The organism is Burkholderia sp. Bp8991 (assembly GCF_003853795.1).
In the GTDB taxonomy this organism is placed as follows: Bacteria; Pseudomonadota; Gammaproteobacteria; order Burkholderiales; family Burkholderiaceae; genus Burkholderia.
This window is the reverse complement of sequence record NZ_QTQJ01000034.1, coordinates 1-20533: the sequence shown is the minus strand read 5'-3', so window position 1 is coordinate 20533 and position 20533 is coordinate 1. Positions and strand designations below refer to the sequence as shown.

Below are 20533 nucleotides of genomic sequence, written 5' to 3'. Positions count from 1 at the left end.
CCAGACAAGGCTGTGAGCCGTCTAAAAGTAGTTAAAGAAGTAAACGTTGTTTACCAAAGATGTAAACACACGTGTGCCTGTGCAGAAAAACAACCCCCATAAACCGCTACCAAAGGGACTCCAGCGGGCTCAACTGGCACAGCAATCCGGGTCTCCAGCCTGTGGATCCCCGGATATGTGGCCTCATTCTGCGAGCCTCCCAGGCCTGACAAGGCTTCGCAAGAAGGTGAGTACCTACTAACAAGCGCTCAAACGTAGAAACCTATGGGATGGAATCCGCGTTTTCAGGACATAGGTTCCCATCTATGGGATCGGAAAATGCCCACAGCGGGAGGTTTCTCCGTCCGGGATTACCCGTAGGCGACGGCCATCACACCCGCACAGGAATACTGCGGGTACGCCTCAGGGCAGTGAGAAATGACCGGAATTCATCCGCAAGCGGTTATTTTTGCGTCTGTGCCCGCGCTTCCGTGGATAAGTCTCCGGCTATCGCGCGCCGGCTCGTCCGACACTTTTCAGTCAGTAACCCGTGCGCGGACGAAACCCCCGGCCCTTGCTCCGTTCATTTGGCCTCATAGCTTTCTACCTTTGGGCCTGTATCGGAATCGGTACAGGATCCCGACAGCCGGGACAAGAATTGCATCCCTGTGCCGGTCGACACGACAATCAAACGCGCTTCGGTCACGGCGATCCCGGCATGGTTCCGAACGTGAGGCAAGCGCCATCAACCAGGCTCCCCCTCACTGGATACATACTCGAATCCCGAAAATGCTCACCGTCGGAAGTTGTCGGATCCTGTAAAGGCTCACCGACTAGCTCCTCGCAGGTTGATGGACCATCCGTGCGACGCGTCCGCACGAGATGCGGGCACCCGATGGAAAAGCTGTGGCGTATGCGCGCAGCGCCAGACGCGCCGGCGTGCTTGTCGCACAGGCGCAAAACGCTTCGTGACGCAGATACGATGACGCGCGCAGCGCAGGCGCTCATGCGACTGCATCGTACGATGCAGATGCGCGATCGTGAACGAATGCCGATCGAAGCGCTCACCTTGTGCTGCAGATGCCGTCTCCCAAAAGTGGCGACGAATCGCGCCGAACAGGTAACCATGCAAGCGGCCACCGGTTACCCGATCGTTCGCATCGTATCGGGCCGACGTGTAGTGGAGGAACGGGGCGGACTCGGCATGGAACGATTCGTGGTCATTTATGGGAGGAGCCGTCGTTCGCGCGGCCGCAAATCGCAACATGGCGCACAGGTCCGCGATTTCGTCGCATGTTCCGCTCATGAGGCAACGATCGCGTTGCGGGAGCAGCAAATTCCACGGATGAAACAGTCGGCGTCGTACGCGGGCGCGGTGCGCCGAAGCGGATCTCATCCTCATCGGCAACCTGCATCGTATCGACGGAACAATCCGCTTCGTCACATGTTTGCGGCGGTCGCACGCGTCGCGTGATGTATTGCCGTGTCCCTGCGAAACGAGGGTCCGGCGGACACGCGGGAGACGTGACGATGCGACGTTTCCCATACGTATATCCCCAAGAATGTGCGCACGATAGCGCCACATTTTTTGCAACGCGGTTATGATGCAAAGGCCCTGATCGCGAGATGAAGACCGGCCAGGGGCAGGGGCGGTATCTCGATGTACTTTCACTCCGTGACCAATCAGAAAAGAGAGTTCAGCGATGCGAATCCAGATCAAAAAACTGACGCTGGCTGCTACGGCAGCGGCGTTCCTCTTCGGCTCGGCTGCTCCGGTGTTCGCGCAGACCGACGCCAGCGCACCGGCCGCATCCGCCGCTTCGGATGCGAAAGCTGCGAAGCGTGAAGCACGCAAGGCAGCACGGGCAAAACGCAAAGCCGAACACAAGGCAGCGCGCGCGAAGAACAACGCCGAACTGAAGAAGCTCGAAGACGCGGGTTACAAGCCGGCGGCCAACGATCCGAACTACCCGCAGAATCTGCAGAACGCTGAGAAGAAGGCGGGCGAAGCCGCGGGCGCCAGCCAATAAGCGTCCCTCGCGTGAAAAGCCCCGGCTCGAGCCGGGGTTTGTCGTTTGTGCTGCGGAAACGCGATACGTGTCCGGGCACGCATGCGGGTATCACATTCGCATCAAATGATTCGATGTCCTTTGTTTTTAGATGAAGTGGAAACCATCTCGATGCGTTGACTCTTTCTGCTCTGTCCGTCCTGTTCAGACTAGTAGTAATCCTACTGAATGAAAAACGTTGGATGAAGGGCGAGGCGAAAGACGTTCGAGCATGAGCAATACGCGGCGTCGCAACGGCGCCCGAAACCCACACCGACCGAGCGATCGTCGCCATCAGGACCTGGTCAGCGCCGCGCGTTCGCTGTCGCCGCATTCCCCGTCACTTTCAGCCAGTCCTTGAATGCCCGCACGGCTTCGTCCTCCGCGCGCGCAGCCGCCACATAAGTGAAGTAGCGCCACGGCGGCAGTGCCGGTTCGCTGAACGGCTGCACCAGCCGGCCTTCGGCGATGTCGTCCGCGACGAGCGCGATCGGCCCCATCGCGACGCCGAGACCGTCGAGTGCGCCTTGCAGCGTCAGATAGAAATGCTCGAGCGTGAGCGAATGCCGCGGCACCAGATTCGCGTGCCCCGCTGCCGCGAGCCACTCGGGCCACATGCCGGGATAGGTCGCCGCATGCAGCAGCGTGAAGCCCGCGAGATCGGCCGGCGTACGCAACGGCCTGCCATCGAGCAGCTTCGGCGCGCATACGGGTAGCCTGACTTCGGACAGGAATTCCTCGGCGACATAGCCGTCGATTGCCTGCGGGCCGCCGCGGACGATCAGGTCGACCTTGTCGCGCAACTTCTCGATCGGCTCGTTCGATGTCGACAGCCGCACTTCGACGGCCGGATGGGCGACCTGGAACGACGACAGCTTCGGCACGAGCCAGCGCAGCGAAAACGTCGCGGGCGCGCTGACGCGCAGCACGCGCTGCTGCCCCTGGCCGAAATGCTGCGCGGTGGCCAGCGCAATCCGGTCGAACGATGCACCGACCTCGGCGAGGTACGCGCGACCGGCATCGGTCAGGTCGACCCGCCGGTTGTGCCGCTCGAACAGCGGCCGGCCAAGCCACGCCTCCAGTTGCTGGACATGCCGGCTGATCGCGCCATGCGTCACGCACAGCTCGTCGGCGGCGAGCGTGAAACTGCCGTGCCGGGCCGCGGCTTCGAACGCGCGCAGCGAATTCAACGGAGGAAGTCGTCGGGCCATTCATCGTTTCGCGTGAGTTTTACTCACGCGAATGCTCAGATTTAATCGTTTGATCGGGCGATCATGCTTCGCCAATATGGCACACAAACGGCCTACGCGGCCGGAATATGTGTCTGAATTTCTCACATGGAGTATGGAGCATGCCGAACGTGGTGGTGGTGGGCGCCCAATGGGGTGACGAAGGCAAGGGGCGCGTCGTGGACTGGCTGGCGGCGCAGGCCGATCTCGTCGCACGCTACAACGGCGGCCACAACGCGGGCCATACGCTGGTCGTCGGCGACAAGACGTACAAGCTCGCGCTGTTGCCGAGCGGCATCGTGCGCGGCAAGCGCGGCGTGATCGGCAACGGCGTGGCGCTCGATCCGGAGGCGCTGCTGGCCGAGATCGGGCGGATGGCCGAGCTCGGGCTGTCGGTGACGCCGGACAATCTGTCGATCGCGGAGAACGCCACGCTGGTCCTGCCGATTCACCGTGCGATCGACCAGGCGCAGGAGCGTCTGCGTCGTGAGCCCATCGGCACCACGCTGCGCGGGATCGGGCCGGCCTACGAGGACAAGGTGGGGCGCCGCGGGCTGCGGGTTGCCGATCTGGCGGAGCCGGACCGGCTTGCCGGCAAGCTCGACGTGCTGGTCGATCACCACAATGCATGGTTCCGCGGCCTGGGGCTCGAGCCGTGCTCGCGCGACGCGATGGTTGCAATGCTGGTCGACATCGCACCGAAGATCCTGCCGTTCGTGCGTCCCGTGTGGGCCGACCTCAACGACGCGAACGAGCGCGGCGAGCGCATCCTGTTCGAGGGCTCGCAGGCCGTGATGCTCGACATCGACTGGGGCACGTATCCGTTCGTGACGTCCTCGGGCACCGTTGCATCGGCAGCGGCGGCCGGCACCGGCCTCGGCGCGTCGAAACTCGGCCACGTGCTGGGCGTGACCAAGGCGTACGCGACGCGCGTCGGCGGCGGCCCTTTCCTCACTGAACTGAACGACGCCACCGGCGAAACGCTGCGCGCACGCGGACAGGAATTCGGCGTCAACACGGGCCGGCCGCGCCGCTGCGGATGGCTCGATGCCGCGCAGTTGCGGCAGGCCGTGCGGATCTCGGGTATCGATTCGCTCGCGCTCACCAAGCTCGACGTGCTCGACGGCTTTGCGTCGATCGAGCTGTGTGTCGGCTACGAACTCGACGGCGCACGCGTCGACCATCTGCCCGCGAGCCTCGATGCGCAGGCACGCGCAACGCCCGTCTATGAAACGTTCGCCGGGTGGGACGGGACCGTGAAGGGCGTGCGCGAGCGTGCGGCGCTGCCGCGTGCCGCTCAGGATTTCATCGCACGCGTCGAGGCGGTCGCGGGCGCGCCCGTATCGATGATCACGACGGGCGCCGAGCGCGACGACACGATCGTGCTGAGCAATCCTTTCGACCCGGCCTGAGCGCGACGCGGCACGCGCAATGCGTGCCCGGCAGGCCGCCGCCATGCGGCCTGCATCGCTCCGGCGCCGGTCGTCCTGGGGCATGGGTTGTCGCGTGAACGACTGCCTGCCGCCGCGGTGCACGGCAAACTGGACACGCCTGCATCGCTGCGGTACTGTTCCGCACGATTCGCGCCAGACCGGCCCGTGCCGGGGCGGGCGCCGCTGCGAAGCGATTTCAATCCCGGGGACATGTCGATGGACACGTTACAGATGATGCGCATTTTCGTCCGGGTGGCGGAGGAGGGCAGCTTCACGAGCGCGGCCCAGCGCCTGGACATCACCACCGCCTACGCATCGCGTTCGGTCGCGCAACTCGAAACGCACCTGCGCACCCGTCTGCTCAACCGGAGCACGCGCCGCATCGCGTTGACCGATGCCGGACAGCGCTATCTCGACCGATGCCAGCGCATCCTCGGCTATATCGACGAAGCGGAAGCCGAGGCGGCCGATGCGCAGGCGAAGCCGTCGGGGCGCCTGCATGTGCACGCGACGACCAGTTTCGGCCAGGCCTACCTGGTGCCCGCAGTGGTGCGATACCGGCAGCGCTATCCGTCGGTGGCCGTCGAGCTCACGCTGTCGCAGCACGTGCCCGACATCATCGACGAAGGCTACGACGTGTCGCTGCAACTGAGCGCGACGGAGTTGCCCGACTCGGGGCTGGTGTCGCAGCGGCTTGGCGATGTGCACAGCGTGCTGTGCGCGTCGCCGGCGTACCTGAAGGAACGCGGGACGCCGCGCACCGTGCGCGATCTCGAAGCGCATGCGTGCCTGCAGATCGTCACGCCGATCTTTCCGCGCGACCGCTGGCATCTCGACGGCCCCGACGGTCGCGAGACGTTCGAACTGCCGCTGGCGGATTTCCAGGTCAACATCGCCGACGCGCTCGGCGCCGCGTTGCGCGCCGGCCTCGGCATCGGTTCGTTGCCGATGTCGACCGCGGTGCCCGCACTGGCGAGCGGCGCGCTGGTTCGCGTGTTGCCCGAGTACCGACTGCAGAAACTGACGGTCTACGCGTTGTACGCGTCGCGCCAGTACCTCGACGCGAAGATCCGTACCTTCGTCGATTTCCTGCGTGAATGCGTGCCTGAAATGCTGTCCGCCGACGAGGCTGCGCTGCGCGGTTCCTGCGAGTCCTGAGCGAAGGTGGACGACGTGTGCCGGATCGCATGATGCGGCACACGCATCGTCCTTGAATCCAGGTTCGGCTGAGCAAGATACTTTGCATACCTGAATTGATGGTGAAAAGACGCGGCACGACTTCACCGGCCGGCTGCATCGCTCGATGCGCGCCGTTATGGAAAACCTGCTTTCGATATCGGAGATCGTCGGTTCGGTGTGAAGTGTCGACCGCCTGGCATCGATGCGACGCGTGCCCGCGCGTTCACGCGACCGTTTGCAAGTCGTGCACCGGCCACGCGCAACCCGCTCCTCCGTTTCCGCTCCGTCGAACACAGGCTTCCATGGCAGACCGACCATCCGGATTCCGTCGCCAGCTAATCGAGGCCGGTCTGGTGATCGCGGCAGGCGCCATCGCCGCTCGCGTAACGCAATCCTTGCCGCATACGACAACGCCACGGATGCAAGTCCGTGGCGTTTTGCTTGACGTGCCGCTGCACGGCAGTGGCGGATGCCTGCTGCGGTATTACTGCTGCTTGTCCCAGAGCGTGCGCCCGAAGAACGTGAGCGTGCGATCCCACGCGATCTGCGACCACACCGGATCGAACTGCGTGCCGCCGATGCGGCCGGGGCCGACGGCCGTTTCGTTCGCGAACGCGTGATGCGCGAGATAGCGGTGGAATTCGACGTCGACCTTTGCATCGGTCAGCTTCTTCTCCAGCGCATCGACCTGGTCGATCGCGAAGAACGCATCCTGCGTACTCCAGTGACCCATCAGCGGCACCTTGATCTTCGACGGGTCGAGGTAGTCGAGCGGAGGGAAGCCGTACCACGTGACGCCGGCGTCCGCCTCGGCGAACTGCAGCGACAGCAGCGTGAGCGCGCCACCCATGCAGAAGCCGGTGACCGCCACGCGCGACGCGTGCGTCTTCAGGTATTGCACCGCGCCGGGAATGTCCTGCGATGCGGCGTCGCCGAAATCGAGGCCCGTCATCAGGTGGTGCGCTTCTTCCTCCTCGACCGTCGACTTGCCGCGATACAGGTCGGGCACGAGCGCGAAGTAGCCGCAGCGCGCGAGGCGATCGGCGACGCCGCGGATCTGGTCATTCAGGCCCCACCACTCCTGGATGACGACGACCGCGGGTGCGCCTTCGGTCTTTTCCGGCGTGGCGAGGTAGCCCTGCAGTTCCTGGCCGTCCGGACGGCGAAACGTGATCATGGAACCGGATGTTTGAGACATGAAACCGCTCCTTTTCGAAAAATGCGATCAGTGCAGCATCGGGTCGGCCAGCGAGTGCGGTATGCCCGGTGAGTCGAGGTCTCGCTCGCGTTCGCTTCGGCCGGCGCCGACCACGCGGCCATTCTATGCGCAAACGCCGGCGGTCTGCGTGAACGGCGCGATGCGGCGGCCGATTCGCGCGCGCGCATCGATCGGGCGTCGTGCGGCGCGCATGTCGCGTGCGCCGAAAACACAGCACCCCGCCCCGATGGACGGGAGCGGGGTGTTGCGTCGGCAACGGGCGTATCGCGGAATGCGTCGCGTGCGGCAGTCTTACTGACCGAAATAGACCGAGTCGCGAGCGTTCTGCTTGACCACGATCGCGCGGCCGGCACGCACGCCGGCGGCGGCCTGTGCGCCGTAACCGGTCGTGTCGCCGTTCGTCACGCGCGCCTGCGCGGTCTGCAGCGCATTCGGGTAGTGGACATCGGAGACTTCCGGCTTGTACCCGGCCTGTTCGAGCTGGACGAGCTCTGCGCGGACCTGGGCACGCGTCAGTTGGTCCGACGGGTTCGACTGAGCGAATGCGCCAAACGATGCGGACAGGGCGCTGGCCGCGGCGACTGCGTAGATGAACGACTTCATGATGACCTCCGGTTTTCGTAGATTTCGCGCTTCGCTTGTTGCGTTGAGCGGTTGATTTGCATCGTAGCGATCGCGATACCGGTCGGAAATAGGCGTTCCAGCGAATGATTATTGCAACTGGGTAAACGATTCGCGGGAAAATCGGGTTTTGTCGGACGATTGTTGGCGTGCCTGATGGCGGTCACGGGTTGCGGTGCGGCATGATCGTCGCGGCGGCGGTGAGTCGAGCATGGCATGTCGACGCAAGAACGATGGGCCGGCGCGCTACAGGACAGGAGCGTATGGCGACCGAACGCCGACCTTGGCCCCGAGCTTGGCCGATAGAAAGCTCAATTGAATCGGATAACGAAGTATTGATGGTGGGCACGGAAAGCCGCACGCCCCATCGCGTTGAAATCGAGCCGAGCCTTTCTGCACGCATCGACGGGAATGCCCGTGCCATCTCGTCGCGCGTACCGCATCACGCGTCGACGATCGCCTGCCGTTTCCGGTATTCGGCAGGCGTGATCCCGACATGCCGCGCGAACGACCGTCTGAGCGTATCGACATTCGCGAAGCCGCATTTCGCGGCGACCTGCTTCGGCGTGTCATGTCCGTTTTCGAGCAACTGGCGAGCCGCCGCGACGCGGGTCGCTTCGACCCACGCGGCCGGCGTCATGCCGACCTCCGCGCGAAAGAGCCGTGCGAAGTGGCGCGGGCTCATGCCCGCATGCTTCGCGAGTTCCGCCACCGAGTGCTCGAGTTCCGGATGACTGGCGATCCAGCGCTGGACTTCCTGCAGCACCGAACGCCCCGCCGGGCGCGCCGCGCCGCTGCGGCTGAACTGGAGCTGCCCGCCCGGGCGCTTGAAGAACATGACGAGTTGCGCGGCGACGCGCCGCGCGATTTCCCGGCCGAGATCCTCCTCGACCAGCGCAAGCGCGAGATCGAGGCCGGCCGTGACACCGGCACCGGTGCGCAGCTTGCCGTCGCGTACGTACAGCGCGTCCGCTTCGACGGTGAGCGACGGATAGGCGGCGGCGAGCGCATCGGCCGCGGCCCAGTGCGTCGTCAGGCGTCGTCCTTTCAGCAGGCCGGTCGCCGCGAGGATGAATGCGCCGGTGCAGATCGAGCCATACCGTTTGCTTTGCACGGCGGCCGATCGAAGCCACGCGAGCACGTCGGTGCGCAGCGCGATCCGGCCGGCACCCGGTGCACCGGCAACGAGCAGCGTATCGATGCGATCGGGAATGTCGGGAGCGATCCAGTCGGCCAGCAATTGCGCGCCCGATGACGTGCGGATCGGGCCGGACTCGCTCGCGATGATCCGCAGCGTATAGAACGGTTTGCCGCTTTCGGCGTTTGCCTGTGCGAATACGTCGAGCGGCGCGGAGACGTCGAGCAGCTGTACGCCCGGTACCGCGAAAATACCCACGACCTTCGGCATGTTCGGTTGCGTGATGTGTCGAATGTGACGCGTAGCAGTATAGACGCGCGGTGCGATGCGACGGGCGGGGCATCGGCGCATTACGCGGGTGCGATTCGATGGTTCCGGCAGTGGTGGCCGTCGATCGAGCAAAATGGCAGGATTTGGCGTAATACGCCGATTGATGCCAAACGACGGTCTCCGCAGAATGAATGCTGTCTTCCAAGGAGGTCGATCATGACTGTGAACGTCGCCGGCATCACCCTTCCCGATAGCCAACTCGCGCGCGAGATCACCGAACTCGTACGGGATACCGAGTCCGAGCTGCTGTTTCATCACTCCAGCCGCGTGTACTACTTCGGTGCGCTCGCGGGCCAGCGCCGCGGGCTGAGCTACGATCCCGAACTGCTCTATTGCGGCTGCATGTTCCATGACATGGGGCTCACGCATCGACACAGCAGCGCGTGCGAGCGATTCGAAGTGGACGGCGCCAATGCCGCCCGCGATTTCCTGAAGAGCAGGGGTATTTCGCAGCAGGACATCGACGTCGTGTGGACCGCGATCGCACTGCACACCACCCCCGGCATTCCGCAGCACATGCATCCGGTCGTCGCGCTCGTCACCGCGGGTGTCGAGATGGACGTGCTGGGCCTCACGTATCCGGAGTACAGCGACGTCGAGCGAGAAGCCGTCGTCCACGCGCATCCGAGGACGCCGCGCTTCAAGGAAGACATCATCCAGGCGTTCTACGACGGTATCCGGCACAAGCCGGACACGACGTTCGGCAACGTGAAGGCCGATGTGCTGGCCGACAAGGATCCGCATTTCCATGCAGGCAATTTCTGCAGCGTGATCCGAGCGTCGGCGTGGGCCGGTTGATCGGTGTCGGTGGCAGGCGGGGCGGGGGGAAGGCAACCGGTGCGACGCATGTCGAATTCGGTGGCCGGACGTGGCGGGCTCCGTTTCGTCGATGGAATATTCATTAGAAAAGTTGTTACGTGACAACTTCATGACGTCAGTCAGCGACTTCATATACGTGAATTTCACGATCCCGCTTCAGACGCGCATCTCCGGCCGCGCGTGCCGGCGCGGCGAGCGGGAAGCCCCGTTTCGCCGACACCCGCAATTGCCCGCCGTCGACCGGTCGTCGACCGCCTGACGACCGAATCCGCCCGTCTTCGGCAAAACGCCTATAATGGTTGGGCAAATTGCCGGAGAAGAGTCATGAGTACGATCGCGTTTCACCCTTCGGGCGTCGCGCACCCGCGCCAGGCAGAGTTCACGATCCTCGAGCAACTGCTCGCGATTCGCGTGCGCTCGGGCGCCGATCTCGCGGAGTTGGCGAGCGCGCGTGTCGACGTCGCGGTGATCGACCGGCTGTCGGAGCGCGGCCTGAAGTCGGACGAACTCGCCTTCATCATCCCGCGGCGCACGCTGAGCCATCGCCGCCAGGCGCACGAACGGCTGTCGCAGGAGGAGTCCGACAAGGCGATCCGGCTGGCGCGCATCGTCGCGCAGGCGACGGCCACGTTCGGCGACCAGGACAAGGCGATGGCGTGGCTGCGCAACGGGCTCCAGCGCTTCGGCGGACGCACGTCGCTCGACATGGCGAGTACCGAGCATGGCGCGCGGCTCGTCGAGGAAGCCCTCACGCAGATCGACGAGGGGTACTTCGCTTGACGACGCTGTGGCGCATCAGCAATTACGCGGACCTGAAAGGCATCGGCGGATTGCGGGCCGGCGGGCGCTGGCATTTTGCCGGGCAGCCCGTCGTCTATCTCGCCGAGCATCCGGCGCTCGCGCTGCTCGAGACGCTCGTTCACTTCGAAATCGCCACCGTTGCGCAATTGCCGAGCGGCTACCAGCTGCTTCGGGTCGAGGTGCCTGAATCGGTGGATGTTGCCGAGATCGCGGAGGGCGATGCGCCGGCCGACTGGCGAGAAGACGTCGACTGGACCCGCAGCGCCGGCACCGAGTGGCTGCACACGCAGCCGAGCGCCTTGTTGCGCGTACCGAGCGTCGTCGTGCCGCACGCGCACAACTTCCTGTTGAATCCGCTGCACCCTGCCGCATCCGGGATCCGCATCGCCGAAGTCATGCAGTCGCCGTACGACAGCCGGATTCTGCGGCTGATCCAGTCGAACAAGAGCGAATAGGGCTGATTGCGCGCCGTCGCGCGGCACCGCGCCGATCAGCGCTCGCCTGCGGCTCCGGTCTGCCGGTCGCGGCGGGCAGGGTGCTGCACGTCACCAATGCGAAACATGAAGGCGGCACATGGCAGCAACGATCGATGAACAGAACGGCCACGCATCGTGGCAAGGGGGTGCCGTGACGAACGCGCATCTGCTCGAAATTGACGCCATCCTGTCGGGCCCGGGGTTTTTCGATTTTCTCGGCGACGTCGATTGCGATCGAGCGCTGGCCAGCCGCGAGGCGGAGCCGTTCGACGCCGGCTGGATGACGGCATTCGACGAAATCGACGGCGATCCGGGCGCCGTGCTGGACAAGCCGGCCGTGGATGCCCTGAGGGAAAAGGCGTTCAGGCTCGCGTTCCGGGCATCGGGGAATGCCGACATCGCGGCGTGCGTGTCGGACGACATCGAGCTGATCGCGCGAAGCCGGCTGTCGGGCCGCACCGACGGCTGGCCGTCACGCGTTCTTTGGGATGCCTACAGGAACGGCCGGTTTCCCTGCTAGCCGATGCGGCGTACCGGATGCGCCGATGCATGCGATCGGACGATGCCAATCACGTGCCTGCCGCGATGATTGTCAAACAGTGTGAGTCAATCGTCAGCATTTGCAACGGAAGTAACAGTCCCCGCAATTCGACGGTTTCGGGCGTGGGTGCGGCTACATTGGCTCCACCTGCCGCACGTCGCGGTGAGGCATGCGACAAGCCGCACGAAGGCGGCCCGCAGCAACAACGTCTTTGGGGAGAATGACCATGAACAAGATTCGCACGATTCTGCTTGGCGCCGCGCTGACGGCAATCGCGTCGGCCGCTTTCGCACAAACGGCCCAGACGGGCGCAGAAGGTTCCGCCGGCGTCGGCGCACAAGTCCAGACGCCGCTGCTCGGCGGCGGCGTGGGCGTGCAGGCGGGTGCAGGCGCGAATGCCGCGGGCTCGGGTTCGGGCGCAGGCAACCTGGTCGGCGGTGCGCTGAACGGCGTGGGCAAGACGGTCGGCGGCGTCGGCTCGGCAGCGGGCAATGCGGTTGGCGGTGCGACGCAGGCGGTCGGCTCGGCTGCAGGTTCGGCGAAGGATGCCGCGACATCGGCCGTGCACACGACGAAGTCGCACGTGAAGCACGTTGCATCCTCGGCAAAGAGCCACGCGCAAGGCGCGGTGTCGACGGCGGGTGATGTCGCAGGCGGCGCGAAGGCGAAGGCCGGCGAAGCGCTTGAGGGTGCGGCGAACTCGGTGCAGGGCGGCGCATCGGTCGGCGTGAAGGGTTCGGCGTCGGCACAAGGCGGCGCGCTGTAAGCGATACGCTTTCAGCCAAGGCCCGGCCCGCTTCGATGCGGGCCGGGTCTTTTTTTGGGCGCGAGCCGCGCATCGCGGCCGCGTCAGTGTGCCGCGAACCGGAACAGGCGTGCCGCGCACCCTCTGCCCATTGCCTGCCCGCCATGCTTAAATAGCGGGGCTCCCGGTCGACGGTCGTTCTTGCGCGGCACCGGTCGATGCAGGCAAGCATGTCCGATCGGCATCATGACGACAGACGACTCCAAAGCGCTGCCGCGGCCCGCCCGGCGTGGTCCGATAACATTCCGAGGCACCACGACCATGACCATCCCGCTCCGTCTTCTCGCGCCTGCTTGCGTGCCGCGGTTCGCGGCTTGCGCGTCACCGCCTATGCCGTGCGGCGAGTGACGCGTGCGGGGTGAGCACGGTGGGCGCGAGGCCGGACGAATTCGCGGCGCCCGCTTTCAGGTACCATCCCGACCCGCTGGCGACGGGCGGCACGATCGGTGCGGACGAGCGCCGCCACCCGCGACGGCGCATCCGGCGGCGGTCCGGACTGCGACCAGCGGCCGCGCGTCGTTCGACGGCGCACAATGCCGGTCGACATCGCCCTTTCGTCATGAACCAGAGGAATCTTCGTGAAGTTCATCCACGCCGCAGACATTCACCTTGACAGCCCGCTGCACGGCCTGAGCGCGTATCCGGATGCGCCGGCCGCGCAGTTGCGCAACGCGTCGCGCGAGGCGCTGCGGCAGCTCGTGGATCGTGCGATCGAAGAGGAAGTCGCGTTCCTCGTGATCGCCGGCGACCTGTACGACGGCGACTGGAAGGACCACAACACCGGCATTTTCTTCGGCCAGCAAATGGGCCGCCTGCGCAAGGCCGGCATTCGCGCATTCGTGCTCGGCGGCAATCACGATGCCGAAAGCGAGATGACGAAGAAGCTGACCTTGCCCGACAACGTCACCGTGTTCGGCCACCGCAAGCCGGAAACCTTCAAGCTGCCGGAATTCGACGTGGCGCTGCACGGGCAGAGCTTCAAGGACAAGGCCGTCGTCGACAATCTCGCGATCGGCTATCCGGATCCCGTGCCGGGCCATTACAACATCGGCGTGCTGCACACCGCGCTCGAAGGCTATGCGGCGCATGCAAACTATGCGCCGTGCTCGCTGGCGGAATTGCATGCGAAAGGCTACGACTACTGGGCGCTCGGCCACGTGCACGAATTCCAGCATTGGTCGGGGCCGTCGACCGTCGTGTTTCCCGGCAACCTGCAGGGGCGCCATATCCGCGAGACGGGCCGCCGTGGTGCGGTACTCGTGACGGTGGAGCAGGGCCGCACGCACGTCGAGCGCCTGTACCTCGACGTGCTGCGCTGGGAAGCGTTGTCGGTCGACGCGTCCGATTGCCTGACGGTCGCCGACCTGTCGAGAAAGATCGGCCAGTCGCTGGAGACGCTGTTGAGCGTCGATGGCCACGTGCCGCGCGCGGTGCGCGTGACGGTCACGGGCCGCACGCCCGCGCACGGTCTCTTCTTCGGCCGTGCGCCGCAATTGCGTGCGGAGGTGCTGAACCAGATCGGCATCATCGGCAACGAACGGCTGTGGCTGGAGAAGGTCCGGCTCGCGACGTCCGCGCCCGTGCAGCCGCAAGGCGAGAGCGAGCAACTCGAGGCGCTGGAGGATCTGAAGCAGATCCTGGCCGATGCCGCACACGATCCGGATTTTCTCGCGCTGCTCGAACGCGACCTGAAGCCGTTCGTCGGCAAGGTGCGCAGCGACGTGAAGGAAGAGGTGCCGCTGCTGACGATGGCGCGCGCCGGCGAACTCACGGCGCTGGTCGAGCAGGTCGGTCCCGCGTTGCTCGCGCGGCTGGCGAGGGGGGAATAAGCGATGCGAATCAGCCAGCTCGACCTGATCAAGTACGGCAAGTTCACCGACGAGACGCTGCGCTTTCCGTCGGCCGGCCAGGATTTCCACGTGATCGTGGGGCCGAACGAGGCCGGCAAGTCGACGATCCGGACGGCCGTGTCGGAACTGCTGTTCGGGATGAAACTGCAGACCCCGCTCGACTTCCTGCATGCGACGCCCGAACTGCGGATCGGCGGCGTGCTGGAGGGCGGCGCCGGCGCGCTCGCCTTTCATCGCGCCCGCGGGCGCAGTCCGCTGCGCACGCCCGCCGACGACAAGCTGCCGGACGACTATCTCGACGCCATCCTCGACGGCGCGACGCGCGAGTTCTTCGAACAGATGTTCGGGCTCGACCACGGGCGGCTCGTCGACGGCGGCCGGAGCATTCTCGACGCGTCCGACAAGCTCGGCCAGGTGCTGTTCGAATCGGCGGCGGGTGTCGGCACGCTCGGCCCCGTGCGCGAGGAACTCGACGCGCGCGCGGCCGAGCTGTGGGCGCCGCGGCGCAGCGGTAGCGCATTCGCGCAGGCCGAGACTTCGTTCAACGAAGCAGTTGGCGAACTGAAGGCAGTCCAGGTGCGCACGCGCGACTGGGTCGATCGCAAGGAGGCGCGCGACGCGGTCGAGCAGGAGATCGAGCAGGCGCGCGTGGAGCAGCGTCGCCTCGAAGCGTTGCGCTCGAAGCTCGAGCGCGTGCGGCGGCTGGCGCCGTACCTGAAGGAACTGACGATCAAGGAAGCGGCGCTGGCCGAACTGGGGGCCGTCGTCGAGCTGCCGCCGACCGCGTATGCCGACTTGCTGAAAGCGCAAGGCGATCTCGCGGCCGAACAGAAGGTGCTCGAGGAACGGCGCGCGGACCTGCTCGCGAAACGGCAGGCGCGTGATGCGATCGATCCGGATGCCGACGCGCTCGCGCTCGAAGCCGATATCGAAGCGCTCGACCGGCTGCGCGGCGCATGCATGAATCATGCACAGGATCTGCTGTTGCTCGGCGCGGACGTCGAGCGGCATCTGTCCGCCGCGGGTTCGGCCGCCGCGCAGCTCGGCTGGCCGACCGACGAGACGTCGCTGCGCGCGGCCCTGCCGACCGCGCTGTCGCTGAAGACGGTCGCGAACCTGCTGCGCGACCACGGCGCGCTGCATCAGGCGCTGGCCGGCGCGCGCGAGTCGCTCGACGAGCGCACGCAGGAACTCGCGCAGGCACGGGAACAACTGGCGCGCCTGTCGACCGTCGATGTGCCTGAAGCGCTTCGTGCGGCGCTCGCCGATGCGCAGGGCTTTCGCAATAGCGGGCAGCGTGAACAGGCACTCGAACGCGACATCGCGGCCGCCGAGCAGACGCTGTCCGACGCGCTCGATGCGCTCGGCCAGTGGCGCAAGCCGGTCGACGCGCTGCGTGCGCTCGACGTGCCGTCGGCGGCTCGGCTCGGTGTGCTGCTGACCGAAGCGAGCGAACGCGCGAGCGCGGCCGCCGCCGCACGCGATGCACGGGACGGCGCGCAGGAAGAATACGAGCGGCTCGAACTGCAGGAGAAGCATTTCGCTCAGACCCACAAGGTCGTCACGACCGCCGAGGTGCTGGCGGCGCGCGCTCGCCGCGATGGCGCCTGGGGCGACGTTCGCAGCGGCGCGGTGGATCTGGCAACCGGCGCGCCGGCCGTCGACGATGCAATTCGCCTTGCCGACGAACTCGTCGATGCGCAGCTCGGCGCCACGCAAGCGGCGGCGACACTGCAATCGCTGCGTCAGCAGGTCGAATCCGCGCGCGTCGTGTTGACGCGCCGACAGGCGACCGTGGACGAGCGCGAACGCGAGCTGGCGGCACATCGCGACGCGTGGGCCGAACTGGCGACGACGGCCGGCGTGCCCGGCATGCCGCTGGCGGCGATGGGCGACTGGCTCGCCAAGCGCGACACGGTGTTTGCCGCGCAGCTCGAGCTCGACCGCCTGCGCCGCGAATTCGCGACGATCCGCGATGCGCGGGCCGGTGCGGAAGCCGCGTTGCGTTCGGCGCTGCGCATGGTATCGCGCGGCGGCGACGCCGACGGCCTGACGGCACTCATCGCGATCGCCGGGACGTTCGTGCAGTCGGCGGAAAAGACGCTCGCGCAAAAGGACAGCCTGGAGGACCGCGCGCGCGAAGCCGAACGCGGATGCGCGACGGCTCGTTCGCGCGCCGACCAGGCCCAGACCGCCTACGATGCGTGGCACGCGCAATGGCGCGACGCGCTTGCCGACGCGAAGCTGTCCGCCCATGCGGTGACGCTGGCTGCCGCGGAAGGTGCGCTCGCGCTCGCGAATACGGTGACCGCCGAACTGGCCGACGCCGATGCGCCGCGCAATCGGATGACCGCGATCCGCGCGGAGCTGGCCGCGCTCGAGGCCGGCGCACGGCGGCTGGCCGAAGCGCTCGAGCCCGCGTGGCTGGCGAGCGGCGACTGGCTGGACGTTGCGCGCCGGTTGACGATGCGCGTTGCGGCCGCACGGGAAACCGCGCGTGCGATCGGTCGTGCCGACGACGCGGTGCGGCAGGCTGACGGCAAGGTCGCCGATGCCGCCGCCGCGGTGGCAGGCGCGGATGCGCGCATTCAGCCGTTGCTGCAACTGGCCGGCGTCGCATCGATCGACGCGGCGCTGCCACTGGCCGAGCAATCGGATCGGCAGCGCCAGCTTCGACAGGCCGTCGATGCCGCGAAGGAGGCGCTGGTGCGCGACGGCGACGGCTTGTCCCAGCCGGCCGTCGAGGCCGAGGTCGCTGAACAGGACATCGCCGACGTGCCCGCGCATCTCGAAGCGGTGAAGCAGTCGCTGGGCGACGTCGGCACGCGCCTGAACGCGCTCGCGCAGCAGCAGGTGGTGGCCCGGCAGGCATTCGGCGCGATCGACGGCCAGGCGAATGCGGCCGTGGCCGAAGCAAAGCGGCAGGAAGCGCTCGCGGCGATGGGCGATGCAGCGGAACAGTATCTGGAAGCGGCGACCGCTAGTCGCTTGCTGAAGTGGGCGACCGATCGTTATCGCGACCAGAAGCAGGGGCCGATGCTGCGCCGGGCGGGCGAGATTTTCGCGGGACTCACGCTGGGCGAATTCGCGCGGCTGACCGTCGACACCGAACGGACGCCGCCCGCGCTGTATGCGCGGCGCACGAAGGGCGCGTCGGTCGAGGTCGCCGGCCTGAGCGAAGGGACGCGCGACCAGTTGTTCCTCGCGCTGCGGATCGCGGCGCTCGAACTGCAGCTCGCCAGCAGGACCGCGCTGCCGTTCGTTGCCGACGACCTGTTCATCAACTTCGACGATGCACGTGCGAAGGCGGGGCTCGAGGCGCTGCGCGATCTGTCGACGCGAACCCAGGTGCTGTTCCTGACGCACCACGATCACCTGCTGCCGCTCGTGCGGGACGTGTTCGGCGCGCAGGTCAACGTGGTCGCGCTGCAGCGCGAGGCAGCCGGCGCATGACGCCGGGCGGCCCGATGTCCCGATACGTGGGAATGGTCATCGCGTACAGGTAGTATGTGCGGTTCCGAAACGCACGCGACCGGTTCTGCCGGTCACGGGTCCAGCCACACGAGGGATCGACATGAACAAGCTGGTAGCTGCGATTGCGTTCGCGGCGGACAAGCATCGCAATCAGCGGCGCAAGGACGACGAGGCGTCGCCATACATCAATCATCCGATTGCGCTGGCCGCGGTGCTGGCCAACGAAGCCGGCATCGAGGACGAGCGCGTGATCGTCGCCGCGGTGTTGCACGACACGATCGAGGACACGGAGACCACCGAGCAGGAACTGCTGCGGCTGTTCGGCAAGGACGTCGCGGACATCGTGATGGAAGTCACCGACGACAAGTCGTTGCCGAAGGACGAGCGCAAGCGCCTGCAGGTCGAGCATGCGGCGACGATCAGCCGCCGCGCGAAGCTCGTGAAGCTCGCGGACAAGATCTGCAACCTGCGCGACATCGCCCGGCATCCGCCCGCGGACTGGCCGCTCGAGCGCAAACAGGCGTACTTCGACTGGGCGAAGTCGGTCGTCGACCGTATGCGCGGCGTACATCCGGGTCTGGAAGGGATCTTCGACGCCGCGTACGACGCGCGGCCGGCCGACTGACGCGCGGCCATGCGGGCGGCCCGATCCCGATCCGTCGCGCGGTCACTGCCTGCGGTGGCGGGCGTCGACGTGGGTGGCGACAGGAAGCAGTGCGACCTCGTGATCCTGCGCGGCTCGACGATCGTCCGGCGCGAGGCGCGGATCGCGCCCGAAGCGCTGCCTTCGCTGTGTATCGAGCATGACGTGGTGGCGGTCGGCGTCGACGCGCCGAGCCTGTGGTGGACCGGAAGCGGGCGCCGGGCGGCCGAGCAGGCGCTCGCGCGTGAACGGATCTCATGTTTCCCGACGCCGTCGCGCGAGCAGGCCGTGGCCAGCACGTCGGGCTTTTTCGACTGGATGTTCATGGGGGAGCGCGTCTACCGCGCGCTGGCCGGCGCCTATCCGCTGCTGACCGACGCACGGTATGCCGGCGGGCGCGTGAGCTTCGAGACTTATCCGTACGCGATTACCTGTGCGATGCTCGGCAAGGCGATTGCGTCGGCGAAGCAGAAACGCAACCAGCGGCGGCAATTGCTCGCGCAACTCGGAATCGATGTTTCGACGCTGCGATCGGTCGACGCGCGGGACGCCACGCTGTGCGCATTGACCGCGCAATACGTGATCGACGGCAGCGCACACGCGTATGGCGATGCGGAGGGCGGGTATATCCGTGTACCGGTCGTCGGCGAGACTATCGTTCTCGATACGCTCCAGTCACGGGCCGCGGCTCGCTGATACCGGTGAACCCGTGGCAGCGGGGTGAGCTTTTTCGGGAGGCGCATCGGACTGCCGACGTCACGGTGTCGAGCAGGGACGGCCGTTCGGCATGTGCGCAGCAGGTGGCGTGCGCATCGACATAGGCAGTCGACGCACCGTATGCCTCACGGCCGTGATGCTCAGTCTTCGAGAATGGACTTCGGTACGCTGGAGAGATCGCAGGCATCTGCCTGCTCGAAGTAGCCTTGCGCATCGTCGATCATCACGACCGCGACGTCGATCAGTTCGTCGAGCCGCTGCAGCAGCGATTCGCGCCACTCGATGTCCTCGTCGCGCTCGGGCGTCTTGTCGAGCTGCTCGATGATCGAGTCGGCGGTCTGCAGGAACGGGATCGCCTGTTGATAGTTTTCGATCGAGACCATCGCTGCGTTGCGCGCGCCGACGAGCCGTTCACGATGCTCGTCCGCTAGTTCGGAATCGCCGCTGATGCGCGGCAGTACATCCGAGATGCGTTGCAGGAGCGGCGGGACCTGTTCTTCGAGCATGACGGCGCGCTCGCGCAGCGCGGCGTATTCATCGCGGAGATCGGCGTCGCCGCATTGTGTGGTGCTGTCCATCGTCGGTGTGAGTGCGTTGTTCGATCGCGGCATGATACTCGACGGCGTGCGCCCCCTCGTTTGTTCCGCAGCAGGATGACGAGAGCGCGACGCCAATACGGAGCGCGGTGGACCAGAGGATGTCGTCGACCGTCTATATATAGGAGGAAAGAAGGCGGCGCTCCTGATCCGCCGTGGACTTCTCGCGCTGCAGTATTTTGAGCGTGACACCCCAAGCCCCGAGCGCGGCAGCGCACGGGGCTTTTTCAAAATATTTTCACAAAGGGGTTGCGGAGAGCGGGGCGGGTGCTTAGAATCACGCCTCTTTCGCGCTAACGGAAACGCAGCGCGGGGGAAGAAGGGAAGCGGTGCTGTCGGGCGGGTCGTAGCGGCCTCGGCGGTGCAGGAAGTTGAACCCCAGCCGTCGCAACGAAGCAGTTAAAAAGTTGTTGACGAACTGAAAAAAGCGGTTCATAATCTCGCTTCTCTGCTGCTGAAAACGCAGCGCTGCTGAGAAAACCTCCGGGTCCTCGCAGAAATGCTCTTTAAAAATTAACAGCCGATAAGTGTGGGCGCTTGATGGTAGCGAGCTGATCTTCGGATCAGAAAAGCGAAAGTATCAAGAGTCTCACACTAAAGTAAGTCAGGTTTATGAAGTGATTCATATTCCTGTC

The 20533-nt window shown here is 65.8% G+C and carries 18 protein-coding genes; 13 read left to right on the top strand and 5 right to left on the bottom strand.

Annotation, left to right across the window (positions count from 1 at the left end; genetic code table 11):
* Positions 1-874: 874 nt before the first annotated feature.
* Positions 875-1453 carry a hypothetical protein gene (locus DIE02_RS28935; protein ID WP_124523947.1) on the top strand — a complete coding sequence of 193 codons (579 nt, stop codon included), beginning with the start codon at positions 875-877 and terminating at the stop codon, positions 1451-1453.
* Between the two features lie 229 nt (positions 1454-1682).
* A complete protein-coding gene (locus DIE02_RS28930) occupies positions 1683-2009 on the top strand; it encodes a hypothetical protein (RefSeq protein ID WP_044848822.1) in 327 nt (108 codons plus the stop codon).
* A 323-nt stretch (positions 2010-2332) separates the two neighbouring features.
* Here the strand turns inward: DIE02_RS28930 and gcvA are convergent, their stop codons facing one another.
* Positions 2333-3238, bottom strand: a complete 906-nt coding sequence (gene gcvA, locus DIE02_RS28925; protein ID WP_124523078.1) for a transcriptional regulator GcvA — start codon at positions 3236-3238, stop codon at positions 2333-2335.
* A gap of 140 nt (positions 3239-3378) precedes the next feature.
* Here gcvA and DIE02_RS28920 point away from each other — a divergent pair, with 140 nt between their 5' ends.
* Both DIE02_RS28920 and DIE02_RS28915 read left to right on the top strand, forming a co-directional pair.
* Positions 3379-4668 (top strand): adenylosuccinate synthase, encoded by a 1290-nt coding sequence (locus DIE02_RS28920; protein WP_124489719.1) that lies wholly within the window; start codon positions 3379-3381, stop codon positions 4666-4668.
* A 237-nt stretch (positions 4669-4905) separates the two neighbouring features.
* Entirely contained in the window at positions 4906-5847 is a 942-nt protein-coding gene (locus tag DIE02_RS28915; protein WP_044848839.1) for a LysR family transcriptional regulator, read from the top strand.
* A 505-nt stretch (positions 5848-6352) separates the two neighbouring features.
* Here DIE02_RS28915 and DIE02_RS28910 read toward each other — a convergent pair.
* The 3 genes from DIE02_RS28910 to DIE02_RS28900 all read right to left on the bottom strand — a co-directional run bounded on the left by DIE02_RS28910 (position 6353) and on the right by DIE02_RS28900 (position 9116).
* Entirely contained in the window at positions 6353-7066 is a 714-nt protein-coding gene (locus DIE02_RS28910) for a dienelactone hydrolase family protein (RefSeq protein WP_124530008.1), read from the bottom strand.
* A 312-nt stretch (positions 7067-7378) separates the two neighbouring features.
* Complete coding sequence (locus DIE02_RS28905) at positions 7379-7690, bottom strand: DUF4148 domain-containing protein (RefSeq protein ID WP_124523074.1); 312 nt, start codon at positions 7688-7690, stop codon at positions 7379-7381.
* Positions 7691-8150: 460 nt separating this feature from the next.
* Positions 8151-9116, bottom strand: a complete 966-nt coding sequence (locus DIE02_RS28900) for a GlxA family transcriptional regulator (protein ID WP_185640901.1) — start codon at positions 9114-9116, stop codon at positions 8151-8153.
* A gap of 216 nt (positions 9117-9332) precedes the next feature.
* Here DIE02_RS28900 and DIE02_RS28895 point away from each other — a divergent pair, with 216 nt between their 5' ends.
* From DIE02_RS28895 to DIE02_RS28855, 9 genes are all read left to right on the top strand, one after another.
* Positions 9333-9974 carry an HD domain-containing protein gene (locus tag DIE02_RS28895; protein ID WP_124523072.1) on the top strand — a complete coding sequence of 214 codons (642 nt, stop codon included), beginning with the start codon at positions 9333-9335 and terminating at the stop codon, positions 9972-9974.
* 345 nt (positions 9975-10319) lie between these two features.
* On the top strand, positions 10320-10775 hold the full coding sequence (locus DIE02_RS28890; RefSeq protein ID WP_044848829.1) for an antitoxin Xre/MbcA/ParS toxin-binding domain-containing protein: 456 nt from the start codon (positions 10320-10322) through the stop codon (positions 10773-10775).
* Entirely contained in the window at positions 10772-11251 is a 480-nt protein-coding gene (locus DIE02_RS28885; protein ID WP_044848830.1) for an RES family NAD+ phosphorylase, read from the top strand. The genes DIE02_RS28890 and DIE02_RS28885 overlap by 4 nt, the downstream gene beginning before the upstream one ends.
* Positions 11252-11369: 118 nt before the next feature.
* A complete protein-coding gene (locus DIE02_RS28880) occupies positions 11370-11792 on the top strand; it encodes a hypothetical protein (protein ID WP_124489713.1) in 423 nt (140 codons plus the stop codon).
* Positions 11793-12039: 247 nt separating this feature from the next.
* Complete coding sequence (locus DIE02_RS28875) at positions 12040-12579, top strand: hypothetical protein (protein WP_044848832.1); 540 nt, start codon at positions 12040-12042, stop codon at positions 12577-12579.
* Positions 12580-13196: 617 nt separating this feature from the next.
* Positions 13197-14447, top strand: coding sequence for a DNA repair exonuclease (locus DIE02_RS28870; protein WP_124489712.1), 1251 nt, complete (start codon positions 13197-13199; stop codon positions 14445-14447).
* A gap of 3 nt (positions 14448-14450) precedes the next feature.
* A complete protein-coding gene (locus DIE02_RS28865) occupies positions 14451-17921 on the top strand; it encodes a YhaN family protein (protein WP_124523070.1) in 3471 nt (1156 codons plus the stop codon).
* Positions 17922-18042: 121 nt separating this feature from the next.
* Positions 18043-18567, top strand: coding sequence for an HD domain-containing protein (locus tag DIE02_RS28860; protein ID WP_044848835.1), 525 nt, complete (start codon positions 18043-18045; stop codon positions 18565-18567).
* Between the two features lie 9 nt (positions 18568-18576).
* Positions 18577-19281, top strand: coding sequence for a DUF429 domain-containing protein (locus tag DIE02_RS28855; protein WP_124523068.1), 705 nt, complete (start codon positions 18577-18579; stop codon positions 19279-19281).
* A gap of 161 nt (positions 19282-19442) precedes the next feature.
* On the opposite strand, the gene DIE02_RS28850 is transcribed toward DIE02_RS28855, so the two are convergent.
* Positions 19443-19913 carry an ATPase gene (locus DIE02_RS28850; protein ID WP_124523133.1) on the bottom strand — a complete coding sequence of 157 codons (471 nt, stop codon included), beginning with the start codon at positions 19911-19913 and terminating at the stop codon, positions 19443-19445.
* Between the last annotated feature and the right edge of the window lie 620 nt (positions 19914-20533).

Coding starts and splice junctions, on each gene's coding strand:
- DIE02_RS28855 (WP_124523068.1), top strand. CDS start 18,577: ATGCGGGCGGCCCGATCCCGATCCGTCGCGCGGTCACTGCCTGCGGTG.
- gcvA (WP_124523078.1), bottom strand. CDS start 3,238: ATGGCCCGACGACTTCCTCCGTTGAATTCGCTGCGCGCGTTCGAAGCC.
- DIE02_RS28910 (WP_124530008.1), bottom strand. CDS start 7,066: ATGTCTCAAACATCCGGTTCCATGATCACGTTTCGCCGTCCGGACGGC.
- DIE02_RS28850 (WP_124523133.1), bottom strand. CDS start 19,913: ATGCCGCGATCGAACAACGCACTCACACCGACGATGGACAGCACCACA.
- DIE02_RS28930 (WP_044848822.1), top strand. CDS start 1,683: ATGCGAATCCAGATCAAAAAACTGACGCTGGCTGCTACGGCAGCGGCG.
- DIE02_RS28895 (WP_124523072.1), top strand. CDS start 9,333: ATGACTGTGAACGTCGCCGGCATCACCCTTCCCGATAGCCAACTCGCG.
- DIE02_RS28900 (WP_185640901.1), bottom strand. CDS start 9,116: ATGCCGAAGGTCGTGGGTATTTTCGCGGTACCGGGCGTACAGCTGCTC.
- DIE02_RS28865 (WP_124523070.1), top strand. CDS start 14,451: ATGCGAATCAGCCAGCTCGACCTGATCAAGTACGGCAAGTTCACCGAC.
- DIE02_RS28915 (WP_044848839.1), top strand. CDS start 4,906: ATGGACACGTTACAGATGATGCGCATTTTCGTCCGGGTGGCGGAGGAG.
- DIE02_RS28860 (WP_044848835.1), top strand. CDS start 18,043: ATGAACAAGCTGGTAGCTGCGATTGCGTTCGCGGCGGACAAGCATCGC.
- DIE02_RS28875 (WP_044848832.1), top strand. CDS start 12,040: ATGAACAAGATTCGCACGATTCTGCTTGGCGCCGCGCTGACGGCAATC.
- DIE02_RS28905 (WP_124523074.1), bottom strand. CDS start 7,690: ATGAAGTCGTTCATCTACGCAGTCGCCGCGGCCAGCGCCCTGTCCGCA.
- DIE02_RS28880 (WP_124489713.1), top strand. CDS start 11,370: ATGGCAGCAACGATCGATGAACAGAACGGCCACGCATCGTGGCAAGGG.
- DIE02_RS28935 (WP_124523947.1), top strand. CDS start 875: ATGGAAAAGCTGTGGCGTATGCGCGCAGCGCCAGACGCGCCGGCGTGC.
- DIE02_RS28920 (WP_124489719.1), top strand. CDS start 3,379: ATGCCGAACGTGGTGGTGGTGGGCGCCCAATGGGGTGACGAAGGCAAG.
- DIE02_RS28890 (WP_044848829.1), top strand. CDS start 10,320: ATGAGTACGATCGCGTTTCACCCTTCGGGCGTCGCGCACCCGCGCCAG.